Here is an 18,829-nt window from a genome sequence, read left to right as displayed (position 1 = left end):
GTCGGCGAAGTGTTCGCGGTATCCCCGCGGGCGCCCGCTGCGTTTCCCCCCAACCCGAAGGGACCACCCACCCATGCGCACAAGACGGGTCATCGCGATCGGCGCGGCAATGCTCGCCGTCGCCGCGAGCGTCGTCGCCGGGCCGGCACCCGCCCAGGCGGTCCAGGTCACCGGCCTGACGGCGACGATCGCCCTGAACAACTGCTCCGGTGCTCTGGTCCGGTACCCCACGTCGGTCGACAGCGACCGGGCGATGCTGCTCACCAACGGGCACTGCTACGAGGGCGGCTTCATCAACGCCGGCGTCGTGCTGCAGAACCGCACCAGCTCGCGCACCGGCACGCTGCTGGGCAACACCGGCAACTCGCTGGGCACCGTGCGCGCCGACAAGCTGATCTACGCGACGATGACGAACACGGACGTCGCGCTGTACCAGCTGACCCAGACGTTCGCGCAGATCAAGACCAGCTTCAACACCACCGCCCTGACGATCGCCGGCACCCACCCGGCCGACGGCGCGGCGATGACGATCCCGTCCAGCTACTGGAAGCAGGTCTGGACCTGCACCATCAACGGCTTCGTGCCGACGCTGCGCGAGGACCAGTGGACCTGGCACGACTCGATCCGCTACAACACGGGCTGCCAGACCACGCACGGCACGTCCGGCTCGCCGATCGTGTCGTCCGCGAACAACACCGTCATCGGCATCAACAACACCGGTAACGACGACGGCGCCCGCTGCACGCTGAACAACCCGTGCGAGGTCGACGCGAACGGCAACGTCACGGTCGTGCAGGGCCAGAGCTACGGTGAGCAGACCTACTGGTTCACCACCTGCCTCAACTCGTCGCGGGCCATCGACCTGACGATCGCCGGCTGCCTGCTCACCAAGCCCGCCGGCACCGGCAACACGGTCACCGTCACCAACCCGGGCGCGCAGACCGCGACGGTCGGCACGGCGAAGTCGCTGCAGATCTCGGCCTCGTCGTCCGGTTCGGGCCAGACGCTGACCTACTCGGCGACCGGCCTGCCCGCGGGTCTCACCATCAACTCCAGCACCGGCCTCATCTCCGGCACCCCGACGACCGCCCAGACCACCACGTCGACGGTCACGGCGACGGACACCACGGGCGCGAGCGGCACGGCGTCGTTCGGCTGGACGGTCACCGGTGGCGGCGGCGGCACGTGCAGCGGCCAGAAGCTGCTCAACCCCGGCTTCGAGTCCGGTGCCACCTCGTGGACCGGCACGACCGGCGCCATCGGCCAGTGGGCGTCGCAGGGCCAGCCCGCCCGCACCGGCACGTTCTCGGCGTGGCTGCTCGGCTACGGCTCCACCCACACCGAGTCCATCTCCCAGGCGGTCACCATCCCCGCCGGCTGCTCCGCGACCCTGACCTTCTACGTCCACATCGACACCGCCGAGACCACCACCACGACGGCGTACGACAAGCTCACCGTCACCGCGGGCTCCACCACGCTCGGCACGCTCTCCAACCTGAACAAGGCCACCGGGTACCAGGCCAAGACCTACAGCCTGAACGCGTTCGCCGGCCAGACCGTCACCCTGAAGTTCAACGGCACCGAGGACTCGTCGCTGCAGACGTCCTTCGTCCTGGACGACCTGGCCGTCACGGTCAGCTGACCCGCGGGGGCCCGCACCCGGAGTAAACCGGGTGCGGGCCTCATGCCGGGCGGTCACGGACCGATGGTGCGGCCATGAACGTGACGTCCCCGCCCTCTGACGGTTCGGTGACGCCGCTGCGACTGACCGCACCCCTGGCGATCACCGCCGGTCTCGTGGTGGTGGCCGCCCTCTGGTTCGCGGTCGGTCTGGTGTACCGGACGCCGGCGCTGCTCGGATGGTCGACGCTGCTGGTCAGCGTCCCGGTCGCCGCCACCAGCTCGTGGCGGGCCGGCGGTCCGCAGCGGACCTTCTGGCGGTACGTGAGCGTCGGCCTCGTGCTGGTCGGCTGCGGCGCGATGAGCAACGCCCGCGACAACCTGGTCGGCGTGGACCGCAACCAGCACGTCAGCGGCGTCACGTCGGCGATCTACCTGAGCGGCCTGCTGGTCATGATGATCGGCCTGCTGCGCATCCCGGGCATCCGGCGGACCGGCGGGGCCTGGACCCGCTTCGGCCTGGACATCGCCACGGTGATCGTCACCACCATCACGTTCGCCTGGCATCTGGTGTACCCGCGGTGGGAGTCGTGGTTCGCGGGCAGCGCCGGCGACACCTGGTCGGCGCTCACCGTGGTCGGCGGCGGCTTCATCTGCGTCTTCGCGTTCATCAAGGTCGCGTTCACCGGCACCGGGCCGATCGACCGGCGGGCGCTGCACCTGCTCGCGCTCACCGGCGCGGTCGGTGCGGGCGGCGGGGCCCTCGCGCCGCTGCTGGCGTCCCGGCCGCACCTCAACACCTCCCACCTGATCCTGCCGGCGACCTGCCTGGTGCTGTGCCTGGCCGCCGACCGGCAGGTGCGGGCGCTGGGTGTCCCGCCGCCCCCGGACCGCCTGCCCGGCCGGCGGCTGAGCGTCATGCCGTACGCGGCGGTCGTCGCCACCGGTGCGCTGCTGCTGGTGTCGACGATCCAGGATTCCGCGGACGTCGTCGTCGTGGCCGTCGGCGCGATCACCGTCACCGTCCTCGTCGCCGCCCGGCAGATCATCGCGCTGCGCGACAACGCCGCCCTGCTGCAGGAGCTCGACGCCCGGCTGCACGACAACGCCCGGCTCGTGAAACAGCTCGACTCCCGGTTGCGCGATCTCCACTCGTACCAGCGCAAGCTCGCCCACCAGGCCGGCCATGACGCGCTGACCGGCCTCGCCAACCGCACGGTCTTCGCCGAGGCGACCACGACGGCGCTCGGCGGCGGGTCGGTGGCGCTCAGCGTCGCCGTGATCGACCTGGACAACTTCAAGGGCATCAACGACCAGCTCGGACACGCGGTCGGCGACGCGCTGCTGCAGGCGGTCGCCGCCGTGCTGACCGCGCACGTGCCCGCCGGCAGCACCGTCGCCCGGCTCGGCGGTGACGAGTACGCGCTGCTGCTGCACGGCACCGACCAGGCCGCGCACGAGTCGGCGCTGAACACGCTCACCGCGGAGCTGCGCCGCCCACTGCAGGCGGCCGGGCACGACCTCGTCGTCGAGGCCAGCATCGGCCTCGCCGGCGCCCGGCCCGGCGACACCGCCGCGGAGCTGCTGCGCCGCGCCGACGTGTCGATGTACGAGGCGAAGAACCAGGGCAAGGGCCGCTTCAGCGTCTACACGTCCGCGATGGACCAGCGCGGCGCCGAGCAGGCCCGCGTCGCCGCCGACCTGCGGACCGCGCTGGACACCGGGCAGCTGCACCTGGTGTACCAGCCGATCGTCGACATCACCGACGGGTCCCTGTACGGCGTGGAGGCCCTCGTCCGCTGGAACCACCCCGAGCGCGGCCCGATCTCGCCGGCCGAGTTCATCCCGGCGGCGGAGCGCACCGGCCTGATCGTGCCCCTCGGCGCGTGGATCCTCGCCGAGGCGTGCACGCAGGCGGCCCGCTGGCAGTTCGAGCTCGGCCCGGACGCCCCGGCCATCGTCAGCGTCAACGTCTCCGCCCGCCAGCTGCGCGAGGCCGGTTTCGCCGCCGACGTCGCCGCCGTCCTGCGCCGCACCGGCCTGCCGGCCCACCGCCTCACCATCGAGGTCACCGAGACGGCCGTCTTCGACGGTGGCACCGCCGTGGAGACCCTGCACGCGCTCAAGGCGCTCGGCGTCGCGGTCGCCCTCGACGACTTCGGCACCGGCCACTCCTCGCTCGGCCTGCTGCGCACCTGCCCCGTCGACCTGCTGAAGGTCGACAAGTCGTTCGTCGACACCGTCACCCACGGCGGCGAGCACGCGGTCATCGCCGCCGCGCTCATCGACATCAGCAACGGCCTGCACCTGCGCGCCGTCGCCGAGGGCGTGGAGACCGCCGAACAGGCCGCCGAGCTGCGCCGCCTCGGCTACCGCTACGCCCAGGGCTACCACTACGCCCGCCCGCTGCTCCCCGCCGACCTCGAACGCCACGCCCTGCGGCGCCCCGCCCACGCCTGACCACCAGGGAGGTCCGATGTCGCTGACCGTCCGCCCGCGGCGGCTGAAGCTGCGTGACCAGCTGCTCGCCGCGTACGAGGGACGCTGCGCCATCAGTAGCGTGGCCACCCGGGACGTGCTGGAGGCCGCCCACATCGGACCCGCCACAGGCCCCGCGGCCGACGCCGTGACCAACTGCCTGCTCCTGCGGGCCGACCTGCACAACCTCTTCGACGCCCACCTGCTGTGGCTCGACGACGACTACACCGTCCACGTCGCCGAGTCGATCACCGACGCCACCTACCGCCACTGGCACGGCCAGTCTCTTCACCTGCCGATCAACCCCCGCGTCTGGCCGGATCTGGACGCCCTGCGCCGCCACCGCGACGCCCGCCCCGCGCTCTAAGCTGCCCGCATGACCGAGTGGCCGCGCAACAGGCCGCCGCCAGGTGGCGGGATCACTCGCTGTCCGGCGCCGCACCGCCGCAGGCGCGGGCCGCGCTCGTCGCCCACCGTGGCCTGTACGTGCCGCTGCAGCGCCTCCGTGGGGCGCGGTAGGTTCTTCAGGGACGCGATGATGTTGAGGCCGAGGAGGGGCACGTGGCTCAGGTGTTCACCCGGGGACAGAAGAGCCCGCTGTCGGCGCTGACCAGCGCGGACGAGCTGTACGTCGGGGTGTTCCTGGACGGGCCCGGGCTGACGTGGGACATCTCGTGCTTCGGGCTCGACGCGGCCAACAGGATGGCCGACGACGCGTACTTCATCTTCTTCAACCAGCCGAGCTCGCCGGAGGGATCGATCCAGAAGGTCGGCCCGCAGGGCGGGGACACCGAGGGGTTCCGGGCCGTGCTGAGCAGGGTGCCGGAGAAGATCGCGAAGCTGTCGTTCTGCGCGTCGATCGACGGGGCCGGCACCGCCCGGCAGCTGCGGTCGGGGCACATCCGGATCGTGGCCGGTGGGCAGGAGGTCGTGCGGTACGGCTTCACCGGCGCGGACTTCGGCGCCGAGCGGGCGATCATCATCGGCGACGTGTACCGCAAGGGGGTCTGGCGGGTCGGCGCCGTCGGGCAGGGTTTCGCCGGCGGGCTGGCGGACCTGATCCGCTCCTACGGCGGGACCGTGGACGAAGAGCCGGAGCCAGCACCGCCGCCTGTGCAGGCGCCACCGGCATTCGCGCCACCGCCCGTGCAAGCAACGCCGCCAGTCCAAGCGCCGCGGCCCGTACAAGCGCCGCCGCCCGTCCAGGCGCCGCAGTCCTTCGCGCCGCCGCCACCACCCGTACAACACCGGCCGCCGCAACACGGTGGACCGGTGCCACACGGTGCACCGGTGCCGCCGCAGCCCGAGCGGGTCCGGCCCGGGGTCATGACGAGCCTGGACAAGTACCGGGAGGCGCCGACCACCGGCCGGTGGACGAAGCAGAGCAGCAAGATGGTGAAGGTGACGCTCGGGCCGGAGGTGCACGCGCGGCGCGGGTCGATGGTCGCCTACCAGGGCGACGTCGAGTTCATCTACAAGGGCTCCGGCGGCCTGCGGGCGATGTTCGAGGGCGCCGTCACCGGCCAGGGCCTGAAGCTGATGACGTGCAAGGGCCAGGGCGAGGTGTTCCTCGCCGAGAACGCCACCGACCTGCACATCGTCGAGCTCAACGGCCAGTCGCTGTGCGTCAACGCCGACAACGTGCTCGCGTTCGACGCCACCCTGCAGACGGAGATCGCGCGGATCGAGAGCCCCGGCATCCCGGGCGGCGGCATGTTCCACCTGGTGGTGTCCGGGCAGGGCGCGATCGTGGTCATGACCCGGGGCACGCCGGTGACGCTGCTGTGCCAGGGGCCGACGTTCGCCGACATGAAGGCCGTCGTCGCCTGGACCTCCGGCATGCGGGTGTCGGTGACGACGCAGGTCAGGGTGTCGCGGCAGCTCTACGCCGGCGACAGCGGTGAGGGCCTCGCGCTGCAGTTCATGGGGTTGCAGGGCCACTTCGTGGTGGTCCAGCCGTACGAGGTCTGATCACTTGATCAGCGCGGTGCAGCGGGCGATCAGCTCGTCGCTCTGGAACGGTTTCATCATGTAGTCGTCGGCGCCGGCGTCGAGGCCGGCCTGCAGGTCGGCGGGCATGGCGTAGGCCGACAGCATGAGGATCGGCACGCCGGCGGTGGCCGGGTCGGCGCGCAGCGCGCGGCAGACGTCCAGCCCGTTCAGCCGCGGCATCACGAGGTCCAGCAGCAGCAGGTCCGGGAGCTCGGCCCGCACCTCGGCGAGCGTCCGCGCGCCGTCCGGTGCGGTGCGGACCGTGAAGCCGGCCCGGGTGAGCAGCCGGGTCAGCGCATACGTCAGGTCCTCGACGTCCTCCGCGATCAGTACCGTCGCCATCGCCGCCCTCAGCTCCCTGAGGTCGCCGACGGCAGCGGCTGACGGGTCGGCAGGCGGACGGTGAAGATGGTGGCCGGCTCGTCGGGCTCGCTGACGGCGATCGCTGCTGCGCAGCTGCTCGGCCAGCTGCGCGAACCGCAGCCCGTCCGGCTGGGACTCCACGTAGGCGGTGACGTCGTCCACGCGGTGCACGATCCAGCGCAGCCGGCCGTCCTCGTCGCACACGGGCACGCTGACCGGCGCCCAGAACCGCTTCTCGAAGCCGCCGCCGACGCGCGGGATGTCGTACTGGTGGATCGCCATCACGTCGGTCGTCTGCTCCCGCAGCACGCGCCGCAGCGAGGCCTCGAGCGACGCGACCCCCGGCGCGTCCGGGTCGTCGGGGTTGACGGGGAACGCTTCGAACACGTGCCGCCCGATCAGGCCGTGGCGGGTGCGCATCGTGGCGGCCAGGTACGCGTCGCTGGCGTCGACGATCGTCAGCTGCGGATCCAGCACCAGCAGCGCCGCGGGAGCGTGCTGGAACAGCAATCGGTAGCCGACCGTCGTAGTCGTCTCCACCGGCATCGCCCCCGTCGTGCCTCGTATCCGGACATTTTACGCTTATCAACCAAGCAGGGTGCAGAGATCCCGGCGCCGCGCGGCCCGTGGGACGATCGGTGCCATGGCCGAATGGATCTACTTCATTCACCCGCCGCGGGCCGACTTCGCGGCGACCATGACCGACGAGGAGCGGGCCGCCTGGGGCCTGCACTTCGAGCGGTTGCAGCGGCTCCTGGCCGACGGGGTGCTGATCCTGGCGGGTCCGACGCTCGGCGAGACCAACACCGGCGTGGCGGTCTTCGAGGCGCCCGACGAGGCGGCGGCACGGCGGATCATGGAAGAGGATCCCGCGATCGCCGGCGGGTTCGCGACCGGCGAGCTGCGGGAGTTCCGCGTCTCGCTGCTGCGGGGGCGCCCGTGACCCCGCGGATCCTGCTCTGCGCGGCGCTGCTGCTGGCCGGCTGCACCGCCGCGGACGACCGCGTCGAGTACACGATGGCCACCGACGCCATGAAGCCGAAGTTCAGCGCGGATCAGCGGTTCACGGCCAAGCGCGTGCCACCGGGCTCGTACCAGCCGCACGCCGGCGACGTCGTCGTCTTCACCGCACCCTCGTCGTGGGACCGGCGCGGCGCGTCCGTGGCGCGGGTCGTGGCGGTCGGCGGGTCGGAGATCGCCTGCTGCGACGTCCGGGGGTGGGTGACGGTCGACGGGATCGCCCTCGACGAGCCATACCTCGGCGAGAACTCCGACCTCGACGTCCTCCCGGACGACCGGTGCGCGTCGCGGCGGTTCGGGCCCGTGCACGTCGCGACCGGCCACGTGTTCCTGATGGGCGACAGCCGCGGCATGTCGATGGACTCGCGTTGTCTCGGCACGGTCCCCAGCGACCGGATCGTCGCCGTGGCCGGGTGAGCGCCGACCGGCGGCATCTGCGATCATCGCTGGATGCGCCGGCCCCCGCACTCGCTGACGTCATCCGAGCGGCAGGTCCGGGCGGGGTTCCTCGCCGGCGATCTGGTCGACCTTTCGGCGGCGGCGGCGTCGGTACGAGCGGCTGCGCTCGCCGACCTGTTGAGCCGGCCGGTGGACCGCGCGGCACACCCACGGGCGGCGCTCCGGCTGCGCGGCGCCACGGTCACGGGGCCGCTCGACGTCGCGCACGCCGTAGTGGCGGTGCCGGTGGAGTTCCAGGACTGCACGTTCGACGCGCCGGTCGACGTCTCCGGCGCTGACCTCGTCGACCTGCACCTGGTGCGCTGCCGGCTGCCCGCCCTGCAGGCCCGGCTCGCGACCGTGCGCGGCGACGTCAGCTGCGCCGCCTCGGAGGTCGGCGGCGCGCTCGACCTCCGCGACGCCCGGGTCGGCGGCGACCTGGACCTGTCGGAGGCGCGGCTGCACAACCCGGGCGGCAACGCGCTCGCCGCCGCCCGCCTCACCGTCGGCGGCAGCCTCCGCGGCTACGGCCTGCACGCCGCCGGCGAGCTGTGGCTGGGCGGCGCCCAGATCGGCGGGAACCTCCTGCTCGACGGCGCCACGCTGACCAACCCCGACGGCCGGGCGATCGGCGCCGACCGGCTGTGCGTGGGCGGCAACCTGCGCGCGGGCGGCGGCTTCACCGCCGACGGCGACCTGCTGCTCATTCACGCCGAGGTCGGCGGGCAGGTCTGGTTCGTCGGCGCGACCGTCCGCAGCCCGGACCGGTGGGCGCTGCACCTCGGCGGCACCACCGCCGGCAGCCTGTGGATGTGCTTCCGCTCTCCGCCCGACGGGCGGGTCCGGCTGTCCGGGCTCAAGGTGGACACGCTGTTCGACGACCCGCGGGTGTGGCCGGAGCGGCTGGATCTCGTCGGCTGCACGTACCGGCTGCTGATCCCGCGCACCTTCGGCGACGGCGCCGACGAGCCCGGCCGCCTGGCCACGGTCGACGTCCGGCAGCGGCTCGACTGGCTGCGCCGCAGCCCCGACGGTTACGCGCCGCAGCCCTACGAGCAGCTCGCCTCGGCGTACCGCGCCGCCGGCCAGGACACCGAGGCCCGCCGCGTCCTGCTGGAGCAGCACCGCCGCCGCCGCGCGACGCAGCACTGGCCCGGCCGGCTCGCCGGCTACCTGCTCGACGCCCTCGTCGGCTACGGCTACCGCACCTGGCTCGCCGCCCTGTGGCTGCTGGCCTGCTGGGTGCTCGGTACGCTCGCCTTCACCGTGTGGCCGCCGGACGCCCGTACCCCGGCGGACTCCCCGGACTGGAACCCCGCGCTCTACGCGCTGGACCTCCTGCTCCCCATCATCGACCTCGGCCACGACTCGGCCTGGCACGCCACCGGCTCCACCCAGTACGTCGCGGCCACCCTCATCATCATGGGCTGGGTCCTCACCACCGCCGTCGTCGCCAGCCTGTCCCGCCTCCTCAACCGCTGACACCACCCCGGATCAGAACGGCAGGTCGTCCGCGCCGGTGAATGCCGGATCGCCCGACAGGTCGCTGTACGGTCCGTTGAGAACCCAGGCGAGGTAGTGCTGCGTCCAGGGGTCGGCCTCGGTTCGCCGGCGGTCGCGGAGCAGGGAGTTCAGGCTGCCGAGCGCGTGCTGGCGCACCGCGGTGGCCGCGTGGGAGCGGACGAGCGGGTCGGGGTCGTCGAGCAGGTCGCGGACCGCCCTTTCGACGGCGTCCCGCTCGCGGTCGTTCCTTGGAAGTTCCCGGGCCAGGATGTACGCGGCGCGGCGGCGGCGTTCGAGGTCCTCGCCGGCCAGGGCCGGCAGGACGTCATCGAGGGTGAGCATCCCGAGCGCCGTGAGTGCCTCGATGTCGGGTGGGGTCTGCGACCTCGCGTGCCTGGCGATGGCGTCAGCGACGGCCTTCGCGGGGGTGCGGCGAGGGTCGCGGTGTTGCCATCGCAGCAGCTGATACAGGTGCGCCCGGACGGTGGGGTCGCCGTCGGTGGACATCGCGTCGGCGACGGCCGTCCGGGTCTGTTCGCTGATCACCGGCGACAGCAGCAGCGACTCGCCGGCGCGGGTGCGGCGCTGCGGTGACGGATCTCCGGCAAGGGCCGCGATCAATGCGGGCTCGTCCAGCGGGAGCCGTTCGCCGAACCAGCCGACGTCGTAGCCGGCCATGACCTCGTCCAGCCACCGTTCGTACCAGGCCAGGAAGTCGGCGTCCTCGACCACGTACGGGCCGAGTCCATCGACGTCGAGGTTGAACAGCCGCCCCCGCGCCGGCCCGGTCACGACCAGGCGCGTGTACAGGGTGCATCCGTGGTAGGCGATCGGCAGCGTGCCGCGCAGGAAGATCCGGTCCATCGCCGGCGGGTCCTCGTGGCGTTGCTCCCAGTCGTCAGGGTACCGCGGTCCCGGCAGGTACGGGCTGGGTTGTGCGAGGTGCCCCGGCCGGCACCGCGCATCACTGCACGCGCCCGCAAAGCTCAGCAATTCGCAGCCGGGGCCGGCCCCACCGCCGCCGAGCTCGGTGATGAACAGCCGGTACGCCGGGGGAAGCGTGACCTCGTGCCGCTCCTCGAACGCGGTCACCGCCGACTCGGGCACGGGCGGTTCGAGCACGAACTTGTGCGACTCCACGCCGAACGCGGCTGGGAGTGACGGCAGGGCGCGGGCCGCGATCAGCTTGGCGGAGATGCGGGCCAGGCGGGCGCGGTCGGTGTCGGGCACCCGGTGAGCGTAGGGCCTAGGCTGCAGGCGTGGTCGATGGATACCGGCTGGGTGTGGACTTCGGGACGTCGAACACCGCAGCGGTGCTGGCCGGGCCGGACGGGCGGCGGAGCAGGCTGGTGTTCGGGCGGGACAACCTGTTGCCGTCGGCGGTGTGCGCGCAGGAGGACGGGAGCCTGCTGGTCGGGCGGAATGCGTTGCGGGCCGCCAGGATCCGGCCGGAGTGCTTCGAGCCGCACCCGAAGAAGCGGGTCGACGACGGCAGGGTGCTGCTCGGGGCGCACGAGGTGCGGGTGGAGGACCTGGTCGGGGCGGTGCTGGGGCGGGTGTTCCGGGCGGCGGCCGAGCTGACCGGGGGCGAGCGCCTGCGGCGGGTGACGCTGACGCACCCGGCCGGCTGGGGGCGGCTCCGGCAGGACGTGCTGCGGGCGGCGGCGGGACGCGCCGGCGCGGCGGAGGTCGACCTCGTGGCGGAGCCGGTCGCGGCCGGGACGCACCTGGTGCGGCACGACGTGGGCGTCCGGCCCGGGGCCCGGGTGCTCGTCTACGACCTCGGCGGCGGCACGTTCGACGCGTCCGTCATCCGCTGCGACGAGCACCTGACGGTGCTGGCCTCGGCGGGGCTGCCGGACGCCGGCGGGCTCGACATCGATCAGGCGGAGGCGGCCGCGCTCAACCAGCAGCTCCGCGAGCACGGCGACGGCCACCCGCTGCGGCTGACGGCCGCCGACGCGTACTGCCACCTGCGCACCCGGCAGGCGCGGGCCGTGCCCACCGGCCCGGCCCGCGCCGACGAGGTCAAGGCAATCCACGCCGACGCGGTCCGCGTCGCCCGGGCCGCGCTGGGCAAGCACCGCGACCTCAACGGCGACGCCCATCCCCGGACGGTCCTCGCCCGGTTCCGGTTCGGGGACTGCCTGATCGAGGCGGGCGACCGCGCCACCGGGATCGCCGAGCTCCGCGCCGCCCTGCGCACCGCCGACGAGGTCATGGGCCGCGACCGGCCCCGCACGTGGCAGCTGCGGCTGGAGCTGGCAGCCCGGCTCACCGACGGCGGCGACACCGACGAGGCCGAGCAGATCTACCGGGACGCCGCGGCGGCGCTCCCCCGGCTGCTCGGCGACGACAGCCCGCTGGCGGCGAAGGCCCGCGACCGCCTCGCGCACGTCGCCGAGCGCAACGCCACCCTGTCGCACCGCATCAAGCGCCGGCTCCGCGGCCTGGCCGAACAGCCGGACGTCATTGGTTGACCAGGGCGCCGGCGAGGCGTTGCTGCTCCTCGGCGACGATCATCCGGGCCAGCTGGACCTCGGAGATGTCCACGGCGCCGGGCGAGGCCTGCGCGATGGTGCTGTGCCGCACGTACGCGTCGAAGAGCTGGGCCTTCGAGCCGAGGATCTCGATCATGCGCTCGTCGACGGAGTCCGCGATGAGCAGGCGATGGACCTGGACGGTGCGGACCTGGCCCATGCGGTGGGCGCGGGCGATCGCCTGGGCCTCGATCGAGGGCTTCACCTGCGGCTCGCACAGGATCACGACGGAGGCGGCCTGGATGTTCACGCCGACGCCGGCCGCCTCGATCTGGCAGACCAGCACGGCGGGCTTCCGGGAGGCGGTGAACTCGTCCACGATGCGCTGCCGGTCGGCCACCGGCGTCGACCCCGTGATCGGCCCGCGGGCGTCGGCGCCGAGCGCCGCGTGCACCACGGCGAGGACGTCACGGAAGTACGAGAAGACCACCACGTGCCGCTTGGCCGCCAGCGCCTCCTGGGTGAGCTCCAGCAGCCGGGTCAGCTTCGCCGAGTCACGCGGGCGGCGGGTCACGAACGCGGCCCGCCGCATCGCCATGAAGTTGCCCTCCTGGACCGCGGCGCGGTAGGCGGCGGCGTCCTCGGCGCCGAACTCCTCCCACTCGTCGACCTGCACGAGCTCCGGCAGCTCGGTGAGCACGTCGGGCTGGTTACGCCGCAGGTACACCGGGGCCGCCGCCCGGCGGAACGCCTCGACGCTGATCGCCGCGTGCTCCGGCCCCATGTCCGCGGCGATCTCCGGCCGCAGGTGCTCGATCAGCGCCCGGAACTCGTCGATGCGGTTCTCCATCGGGGTACCGGTGAGGAACAGCACCCGGTCGGACTCCGCCGCGACCCGGTTCACCGCCTGCGAACGCTTCGCGTCGGGGTTCTTCACGTAGTGCGCCTCGTCGACGACCAGCAGCGCCGGCCGGGGCGGCGGCAGCGGGACCGCGCCCAGCGACCCGAACGTGACGACCCCGACGCCGCCCTGCGCCCGCCACCGGGCCGCCGCCCGCGCCCGCCCGTTGCCGTGCAGCGTGACGACGGGAATCGTCGAGTGGCGGGCGATCTCGCGGGACCAGTTGATCAGTACACTCGCCGGGCAGACGACCAGGAAGTGGGTCGCTCCCCGGGCGGCCAGGTGCGCCATCGCGGCGATCGCCTGCACCGTCTTGCCCAGCCCCATCTCGTCGCCGAGCACGACCCGCCGCTGCACCAGCGCGAACCGCGCACCGAACGACTGGTAGCCGCGCAGCCGCAGGCTGTCGCTGAGCCGGGACGTGTCCAGCTGCTGCGCGCCGACGCGTTCGACGATGTCGGCGGGCAGGAACCCTTCGCTGGCCGCGACGTCGCCGCCGAGCCCGACGACCTGGCTGAGCAGGCCGTAGTAGTCCGCCGAGTGCCGCTCGAAGTCCCGCCACACCCACCGGTCACCGGGCGTGCGGACCTTGCGCACCTGCCGCGCCGCCTCCGGCAGGCCGGCCTGCTCCGCTTCCTGCAGCGTCGCCTGTACGGCGTGCGCCGCCTCGACCGCGGCGGCCCTGTGCGCGGCCCGCATGAACATCCGGCGCCACGGGCCCGCCGCGGCCGGCCCGGCCATCGGCCGCTGCGCCTCCAGCCGCTCCTGGCACCGTTGCGCGTCGGTCTCCTGCGCCCCGGCCGCCTGCCACACCCCGCGCCACACCGCGAGGGCCCGCACCAGGCGCGTCATGTCCGCGTTCTTCGGGTCGAACTCGATCCTGAACTGCAGCGAGTCCGTCGCCGCCCGCTTGAGCTGCTCCGCGGCGGTCATGGTCTTGCGGGCCGTCTCCGCCCCGATCCCCGGCACCTTCGTGAGCCGCTCGGGCCCGGACCGCAGCACGTCCGCCACCGAACAGATCCCGTGCGCCGGTAGCTCGTCGAGCCGTGCCCGGCCGTCCACGGTGTCCTTGACCGTCTCGATCGACATCTTGCCGATCGCGTCCCACACCTGTGGCTCGCGCGCCACCTCGTACGCCGCGACGACCTCCTGCCGCGCCGCCGCCACGGTCCCGGTGACCGTCTCGGCGTCGCCCTGCATCTCGCCGGCCCGCGCCAGCAGGGCACGCGCCTCCCGCGGCCTCATGCTCGCTGCGCCGGCATACATGTTCTTGAAGGTACCGATACAGCGCCGGTGCCGCTCGGCGGGTCACTCCGGGAACGGTGGGGTGCGGGTCACGCCGTACACCTGCCAGAAGAAGTCGTTCATGGCCGCCGCGACCGGAGCGTGCCGCGCGACGATCTCCGCGTGCGGTGCGGGGAGCCCGTCGGGTGCCGCTCCCGCCGCGCACCGGCGCAGGTAGGCGTGGCGCTCGCCGGGCCCGGTGATCCCGGCGACGTTGGCGACGATCCAGTTGAGCAGCTCCCGCACGGCGTATTTCGCGTCGTGTTCCCGGTGGTGTACGACGAACGCCCGCTCCTGCGCGGTCAGCTCGAACCGGGGCGACGTGGCCAGCCCGAGATCCGTCAGGTAGAGCCGGTCGCCGTCGGTGAGGATGTTGCCGAAGTGCGCGTCGAAGTGCAGCAGCCCGTTGGCGTTCATGAAGGCGACGTCGGTCTTCAGGCGGCGCTCCACCGTGCCGACGGCGTCCGGATGCTCGTGCAGCCACGCGTCCAGGCGCTGCGGGACGTACTCGAGGAACAGCACCACGCTCGCCGACGCCGCCGCGAGCGCCTCCAGGCGCCGCCGCACCGCCGTCGAACCGTCCCAGTACGCGACGGCCCGGCCGATGTCCTGGTGCTCCTCGGCGGGCGGCGGCGCGCCCGGCAGCACGCGCCAGTGGTAGAGCAGCGGGAACGCCTCGGTCCTGCCGTCCAGCACCCAGCTCGTCGTCATGGTGTTCGCCGCGAGCTCCCGCCATGCGCCGAAGCCGCCGCCGCCGTGCGCGACGACGCTGTAGTGGCAGGACGTCGGCAGCCCGAACAGGTTCGCCGTCGACCGCACGTGCCGCGGGAGCCGCTCCAGGTCGGTCAGCGCGAGCCGCTTCGCGAAGACCGGCGTGCCGGCGACGTCCACCAGGGCCGAGGCGCCGCCGACGCCGACGCCGAGCGCCTGGGCGTTGTCGACGAGCTTGGCGAGCCTGGCGTCGCTGAGCAGGGCCAGCTCCGTGGAGACCGCGCAGAACCTGCTCAGCCGGGACATGGCGGCAGCCTAGCCCGTGCGCGGCGCCGCCGGGGGCGGGTGGCGCTCCGTACGATGCGCGCATGGGCAACGACGGCACAGAGGGACGCTCCTACCGCAAGGCCGCGGTGCGGCGGGCGGAGATCCTGTCCCAGGCCATCGCGCTGTTCGCGGAGCGGGGCGTGGACGCGTCGTTGCGCGCGATCGGTGCGGCGATCGGGGTCTCGCACGCGGCGCTGCGGTACTACTTCTCGTCGCGCGACGAGCTGCTGGTCGAGGTGTACCGGGCGCACGAGCAGGTCGAGCACGGCGCCGCGCCACAGGACGGGGTGTCGGCGGTCCGGTTGATGGAGCGCAGCGCGGAGCGCAACCGCACGATCCCTGGCCTGGTCGAGCTCTACGCCACGCTGACCACGGACGCCCTGCAGGCGGGGCAGCACCCGCTCACCCACGAGTTCGTGCGGGACCGTTTCCGGCTGCTGCGCTCGCACCTCGCCGAGCGGGTCCGCGCCGGCCAGCGCGCCGGTGCGGTCGCCGCGGACATCGATCCCGACGACGCGGCGTCGCTGGTCATCGCGGCGTCCGACGGGCTGCAGCTGCAGTGGCTCCTCGATCCCGAGGCGGTGGACGTACGGCGCGCGCTGGCCCTGCTCGAGCGGCTGCTCCCCTCGTCGCCGGCGGACGGGCCCGGAGCCGCTTGACCCCAGATTCTTCCATTGGAAGAATCACGCCGGGCCGCTGCCCCGCAGCGCGGAGCGGAGGCACGGCGACATGGTCCTTCCCGAGCAGGTCGAGCCGGCGGATCCGGCGCTCGACAAGCCCACGGCGCACGCGTCGGCGCTGCGGCTGACCCTCGCGTCACCGCTCTACCGGGGCGCCACGCTCGCGGTGTTCCTGTCCGCGCTCGGCTTCTCCGCCGCCGCCCCGCAGATCGCGACGTTCCTGGTCAACGACCTGCACGCCTCCCTGACCGCGGCGGGGCTGTTCTACCTGACGAACCTGGCCGCGCCCGTTGCCGGATTCCTGGTCGGCCGGCGGTCCGACCGCACCGGGCGCCGTCTCGGGCTGTTCCGCGTCTGCGCCGCCGCCGGGTTCGTGGGCTGGATCGGCATCGCGTACTCGACCGAGCTGTGGATGCCCTACGTCATCAGCGCCGTCGTCGGCGGGTTCGGCGGCGCCGCGACGTCGCAGCTCTTCGCCGCCGTCCACGACGAGCTCAAGGCGCACCCCGGCCCGAACAACGACGGGGTGGTCGCCGTCGTGCGGATGGCCCTGACCGGCGGCTGGGTCGTCGGCCCGGTGGCCGGGTCGTTCCTGGCGGCGCAGACGTCGCTGCGCACCATGCTGGTCGCCACGGCGGTCTGCACGCTCGCCCAGATCGTGCCGCTCGGCGCGCTCCGGACAGCACCGGCGGCACCGGCCGGACCCGGCGACGCGCCGGGGGCCGGCCACCGGGGCCCCGGCCTGCGGGCGATGCTGCCGCTGCTGGCGTTCACCGGCCTCTACGTCCTCGTGTACGCCGGCGAGCCCGTCAAGTACGCGTACCTCCCGCTGTACATGAACGACCAGCTGCACTTCCCGGCCGGCCTCAGCGGCGCGGTCATCGGCATCCAGCCGCTGGTCGAGATCGTGCTGATGCCCGTCGCCGTGGTCGTGGCCCGCCGGACCGGCATGATGGAGCTGATGGTCCTCGGCGCCGGGTTCGGCGTGGCCGCCAACGTCTGCTTCGCCGTCACCGGCAACGCCGCCGGGCTGTTCGCCGGGCAGATCCTCATGGGCTGCGTGTGGGGCGTCTTCGCCACGCTCGGCATCATCGTCGCCCAGCGGCTCCTGCCGACCGCCGTCGCCACCGCGTCCGCGATCTTCATGAGCTCAACCGCGCTCGCCTCCGCCCTCGGCGGTGCGGCCGGCGGCACCGGCGCCGCCGCCATCGGGCTCCCGCGGGTGTTCCTCATCCCGGCCGCCCTCGCCCTGCTGGCCGTCGCCGGCCTGGCCGTCATGGCCCGCTCCACCGACCGCCACCGGTGACGATCCGGGCAGGTCAGTCTTGTGTCTACGTTAAGTGTGGCTTAGATCGAGCGCCGGCAGTGTGGTCCGGCGTTACGTTTGGGCCGGCCTGCCGGACATCGCCCGCCCCGCCGGGGTGGCCGGGCAGCCACCGCCGAGTTGTCGGTCGCGCGGGCTCGATGCGTGCGGCCGGTGAGCCGGGGAACCAATCGGGGCTTCCCCCTGGGGTGAATCCGCTCCCGCCACACCGGGGCGCGGTAGGGCGCGCCTTCTTCTCGCCCGAATCCGTCAGCTAACCCGGTAGGCGGTCAGCGAAGAAGGACTGTGCCGTGTTCAACGGACGTACGACGCTCCGCGCCTCGGTCGTCGCGCTGGCGGTGGCGGCCATGATCGCCCCGGCCTGCGCCGCGCAGGCGGACCCGACGCCGCAGGAGCTCCAGGCCCAGATCGACAAGGGCAACCAAGAGGTCGAGCACGTCGTCGAGCTGTACAACAAGGTCAACGGCGACCTGGACACCACCCAGGCGGCGATCACGAAGCTCCGGGCCGACATGGCGCCGCTGCAGGCGACCATGGCGACGGCGCAGGACAACGCCTCGGCGCTCGCGGTCAACGCGTACAAGACCGGGGGCAACCTCGGCACCCTGTCACTGATGCTGGGGGCGACGTCGACCGACACGCTCACCGCCCGCGTCGGCACCCTCCAGCAGATCTCGCACAGCCAGCAGCGGGACCTGGCCGCGTACACGGCGGCGAAGGGCGCGCTCGACACCGAGCAGCGGCGCCTGGACGAGACCCTCGCCGCGCAGAGCCAGCAGAAGACGGAGCTGGAGACCCGCCGCAAGAAGATCGAGGGTGACATCGCCCGCCTCGACGCGCTGCAGGCCAAGGCCGAGGCGGCCGCCGCCGCGGCGAAGGTCAAGACCACCACCCCTCCCCCGGCGACGACCCCGGCCAAGCCACCGGCCGTGTCCGGCAACGCGGGCAAGGCCGTCAACTACGCCTGGGCGCAGCTCGGCAAGAAGTACGTGTGGGGCGCGGCCGGACCGAACACGTTCGACTGCTCGGGCCTGACCATGATGGCGTGGAAGGCGGCCGGCGTGACGCTGCCGCACAACGCCGCGCAGCAGTGGTCGAAGGTCCGCCACATCTCCCGCAGCCAGCTCGCCCCCGGCGACCTGGTGTTCTACAACGGCCTCGGGCACGTGGGCATCTACATCGGCAACAACCAGATCATCCACGCCCCGAACAGCCGCACGGTCGTCAAGGTCGCTCCCGTCGACATCGACACGCTGTACGGCTACGGCAGGGTCGCGTAGTCACGGACGGTAGCCTGCCGGGCATGCGCATGTTGCACCTCGGGCTGCGGGTCACGGATCTGGAGCGCTCGCTCGCGTTCTACACCGCGGTCGGCTACGCGAAGGTCGGCCACGTCCCGGAGACCGGGTTCGGCAGCCTGACGCTGCTGCAGCTGCCCGGCGACCCGTTCGTCAGCCTCGAGCTGGTGCACGACCCCGCCCGGCCGGTCGCCGACACCGGCGCCGTCAACCATCTCGTCGTCCAGGTCGGCGACCTCGGCACCACGGTCGCCGACCTGGCCGGCAGGGGCATCGCGGCCGAGCCGCCGACCGACCACGGCGAGGGCATGGCCACGTCCTGGCTCACCGATCCCGACGGGTACCGCATCGAGCTCGTACAGTGGCCTCCCGGCCATCCGGAGGGCATGACCGCGGCCGACTTCGCCTGA

General features: G+C 73.1%; 17 protein-coding genes and 1 riboswitch. Of the genes, 13 read left to right on the top strand and 4 right to left on the bottom strand.

Features of this window, described 5'->3' with window-relative positions; genetic code table 11:
- The first annotated feature begins 73 nt into the window (after nt 1-73).
- The 5 genes from ACQEVZ_RS41215 (at nt 74) to ACQEVZ_RS41195 (ending at nt 6,069) form a co-directional block, all read left to right on the top strand.
- Nucleotides 74-1,642: a putative Ig domain-containing protein gene (locus ACQEVZ_RS41215; RefSeq protein WP_433377795.1), complete on the top strand. Its 1,569-nt coding sequence runs from the start codon at nt 74-76 to the stop codon at nt 1,640-1,642.
- A gap of 74 nt (nt 1,643-1,716) precedes the next feature.
- Entirely contained in the window at nt 1,717-4,080 is a 2,364-nt protein-coding gene (locus ACQEVZ_RS41210; RefSeq protein ID WP_433377792.1) for a putative bifunctional diguanylate cyclase/phosphodiesterase, read from the top strand.
- Between the two features lie 16 nt (nt 4,081-4,096).
- On the top strand, nt 4,097-4,465 hold the full coding sequence (locus ACQEVZ_RS41205) for an HNH endonuclease (protein WP_354890342.1): 369 nt from the start codon (nt 4,097-4,099) through the stop codon (nt 4,463-4,465).
- A 17-nt stretch (nt 4,466-4,482) separates the two neighbouring features.
- Complete coding sequence (locus ACQEVZ_RS41200) at nt 4,483-4,617, top strand: hypothetical protein (protein WP_433377788.1); 135 nt, start codon at nt 4,483-4,485, stop codon at nt 4,615-4,617.
- Between the two features lie 42 nt (nt 4,618-4,659).
- On the top strand, nt 4,660-6,069 hold the full coding sequence (locus ACQEVZ_RS41195) for a TerD family protein (RefSeq protein WP_433377785.1): 1,410 nt from the start codon (nt 4,660-4,662) through the stop codon (nt 6,067-6,069).
- Here the strand turns inward: ACQEVZ_RS41195 and ACQEVZ_RS41190 are convergent, their stop codons facing one another.
- Nucleotides 6,070-6,999 (bottom strand): response regulator, encoded by a 930-nt coding sequence (locus ACQEVZ_RS41190; protein WP_433377782.1) that lies wholly within the window; start codon nt 6,997-6,999, stop codon nt 6,070-6,072.
- A 97-nt stretch (nt 7,000-7,096) separates the two neighbouring features.
- Between ACQEVZ_RS41190 and ACQEVZ_RS41185 the strand changes: the two genes are divergently transcribed.
- The 3 genes from ACQEVZ_RS41185 to ACQEVZ_RS41175 are packed head-to-tail and all read left to right on the top strand — an operon-like array spanning nt 7,097 to nt 9,393.
- On the top strand, nt 7,097-7,396 hold the full coding sequence (locus ACQEVZ_RS41185; protein ID WP_344507571.1) for a YciI family protein: 300 nt from the start codon (nt 7,097-7,099) through the stop codon (nt 7,394-7,396).
- Nucleotides 7,393-7,890 (top strand): signal peptidase I, encoded by a 498-nt coding sequence (lepB, locus tag ACQEVZ_RS41180; RefSeq protein ID WP_433377777.1) that lies wholly within the window; start codon nt 7,393-7,395, stop codon nt 7,888-7,890. The genes ACQEVZ_RS41185 and lepB overlap by 4 nt, the downstream gene beginning before the upstream one ends.
- Nucleotides 7,891-7,923: 33 nt before the next feature.
- Nucleotides 7,924-9,393 carry a hypothetical protein gene (locus ACQEVZ_RS41175; RefSeq protein WP_433377774.1) on the top strand — a complete coding sequence of 490 codons (1,470 nt, stop codon included), beginning with the start codon at nt 7,924-7,926 and terminating at the stop codon, nt 9,391-9,393.
- A gap of 12 nt (nt 9,394-9,405) precedes the next feature.
- Here the strand turns inward: ACQEVZ_RS41175 and ACQEVZ_RS41170 are convergent, their stop codons facing one another.
- A complete protein-coding gene (locus tag ACQEVZ_RS41170) occupies nt 9,406-10,644 on the bottom strand; it encodes a hypothetical protein (protein WP_433377771.1) in 1,239 nt (412 codons plus the stop codon).
- Nucleotides 10,645-10,673: 29 nt separating this feature from the next.
- Here ACQEVZ_RS41170 and ACQEVZ_RS41165 point away from each other — a divergent pair, with 29 nt between their 5' ends.
- Nucleotides 10,674-11,894 (top strand): Hsp70 family protein, encoded by a 1,221-nt coding sequence (locus ACQEVZ_RS41165; protein ID WP_433377768.1) that lies wholly within the window; start codon nt 10,674-10,676, stop codon nt 11,892-11,894.
- Here ACQEVZ_RS41165 and ACQEVZ_RS41160 read toward each other — a convergent pair.
- Both ACQEVZ_RS41160 and ACQEVZ_RS41155 read right to left on the bottom strand, forming a co-directional pair.
- A complete protein-coding gene (locus ACQEVZ_RS41160) occupies nt 11,884-14,040 on the bottom strand; it encodes an SNF2-related protein (RefSeq protein WP_433377765.1) in 2,157 nt (718 codons plus the stop codon). The genes ACQEVZ_RS41165 and ACQEVZ_RS41160 overlap by 11 nt on opposite strands.
- 63 nt (nt 14,041-14,103) lie before the next feature.
- Nucleotides 14,104-15,096, bottom strand: coding sequence for a serine/threonine protein phosphatase (locus ACQEVZ_RS41155; protein ID WP_433377762.1), 993 nt, complete (start codon nt 15,094-15,096; stop codon nt 14,104-14,106).
- A 62-nt stretch (nt 15,097-15,158) separates the two neighbouring features.
- Here ACQEVZ_RS41155 and ACQEVZ_RS41150 point away from each other — a divergent pair, with 62 nt between their 5' ends.
- The 4 genes from ACQEVZ_RS41150 to ACQEVZ_RS41135 all read left to right on the top strand — a co-directional run bounded on the left by ACQEVZ_RS41150 (nt 15,159) and on the right by ACQEVZ_RS41135 (nt 18,829).
- A complete protein-coding gene (locus ACQEVZ_RS41150) occupies nt 15,159-15,776 on the top strand; it encodes a TetR/AcrR family transcriptional regulator (protein ID WP_433377759.1) in 618 nt (205 codons plus the stop codon).
- Nucleotides 15,777-15,846: 70 nt separating this feature from the next.
- Nucleotides 15,847-17,103: an MFS transporter gene (locus tag ACQEVZ_RS41145; protein ID WP_433377756.1), complete on the top strand. Its 1,257-nt coding sequence runs from the start codon at nt 15,847-15,849 to the stop codon at nt 17,101-17,103.
- A 121-nt stretch (nt 17,104-17,224) separates the two neighbouring features.
- A riboswitch (cyclic di-AMP (ydaO/yuaA leader) is annotated at nt 17,225-17,404 on the top strand.
- A 7-nt stretch (nt 17,405-17,411) separates the two neighbouring features.
- The gene (locus tag ACQEVZ_RS41140; protein WP_433377753.1) at nt 17,412-18,401 is read left to right on the top strand and encodes an NlpC/P60 family protein; all 990 of its coding nucleotides are present in this window, start codon (nt 17,412-17,414) and stop codon (nt 18,399-18,401) included.
- Between the two features lie 23 nt (nt 18,402-18,424).
- Complete coding sequence (locus ACQEVZ_RS41135; protein ID WP_433377750.1) at nt 18,425-18,829, top strand: VOC family protein; 405 nt, start codon at nt 18,425-18,427, stop codon at nt 18,827-18,829.

The organism is Dactylosporangium sp. CA-152071 (assembly GCF_050936335.1).
GTDB classification, from domain to species: domain Bacteria; phylum Actinomycetota; class Actinomycetes; order Mycobacteriales; family Micromonosporaceae; genus Dactylosporangium; species Dactylosporangium maewongense.
The sequence above is the reverse complement of the archived record's forward strand: the minus strand, read 5'-3'. Positions and strand labels throughout refer to the sequence as shown.